General features: G+C 36.3%; 1 protein-coding gene. It reads right to left on the reverse strand.

What is annotated here, in order from left to right; translation table 11 throughout:
• Window positions 1-397: 397 nt before the first annotated feature.
• Window positions 398-1,170, reverse strand: a 773-nt coding sequence (locus DBR11_RS11510; RefSeq protein WP_369974430.1) for a response regulator transcription factor, incomplete at its 5' end; no start/stop codon positions are given.

Genomic DNA, 1,170 nt, shown 5'->3' on the forward strand with positions numbered 1-1,170 from the left:
CATTCTAACGTATAAATGACATATAGACCTAAAGGTGTTTTTATATCTTTACATAATGACTCAAAAATACACCACAATTAAACATCACATTTTCAAACGGATACAACTGATAATGAATTGATTTTTTTAAATATTTTCTTCATGTTACTTTTCACCGTGTATATTCTGTACACATAAACTGCAGAAATAATTAAAAACGAAAAGAGAATACTATAACTCCAAAAAAAACGCCCCAACAATTGTGATCAGACCCAATATAAGCAGAGGTTGAACAGAGATAAAGTAATTCATTTTATACTTTAGCATGTTCTGTTGTTACCTGTTCAACTAATATAAGTAAATTAATATGTTGTTTATAACAGACAAAGAAAAACACATCTGGTTAAGAGACTACACATCAACACAATACATTGACAACCCCTATGGCTAAACCCGTTTTTACAGCTTCTGCCGTATTGGAAACCTGTATTTTCCGAATGATGTTTTGCCTGTGCCTGCGTACTGTGTAAACTGCGATATGCAACTGTACAGCAATTTCTTTACTTCCCATTCCTTTTGCAATGAGATTAAGAACTTCTATTTCTCTACGGCTAAGAAGTTGCTGTCCGTAATTTCTATACTGTTCAAAGGATATACTTTCTCCAGTTTCCCTGTTAACGATTTTTCCATCGATCCCGGGTCGTGGGAGCAGGTCAATGGAGGGTGCGTAGATACACAAGGCCAACCACACGCTGTCATTCGGCTGGCTCTTTAAATAAATGGTGCGATGGTTTATATAAGAATATCGCCCCTCTGCATTACTAGCCCTTATTCTACTTATTGTACTGTATTTTTTGCGTTCTGAGGGCAGCAAACTCTTTTGATGTTCAAAATAGCTAAGCTCTAAAATATGGCGCTCCGTAAGGTCATCCGGATGGACCTTATCAAAAATACATTCTTCAAATGCCGATTCAATTACAATATGACCATAAGACAATCCAAAGTGCTGACCAAAGCTACCTACATAAATATAGCTTCGGTTTGCCTGAAAATCAGAAAGTACGGCTATACTATGGTCAATATCTACATATCCTTCTACCAAACGCTTGTATTCATCAAGTAAAACGGTGTCCTGGCTACTACTTGAAAAAGACTGTCCCAATAAAGCGGTAGTTAATTGATCCTGGATAG

Source organism: Pedobacter sp. HMWF019 (assembly GCF_003061025.1).
GTDB lineage: Bacteria > Bacteroidota > Bacteroidia > Sphingobacteriales > Sphingobacteriaceae > Pedobacter.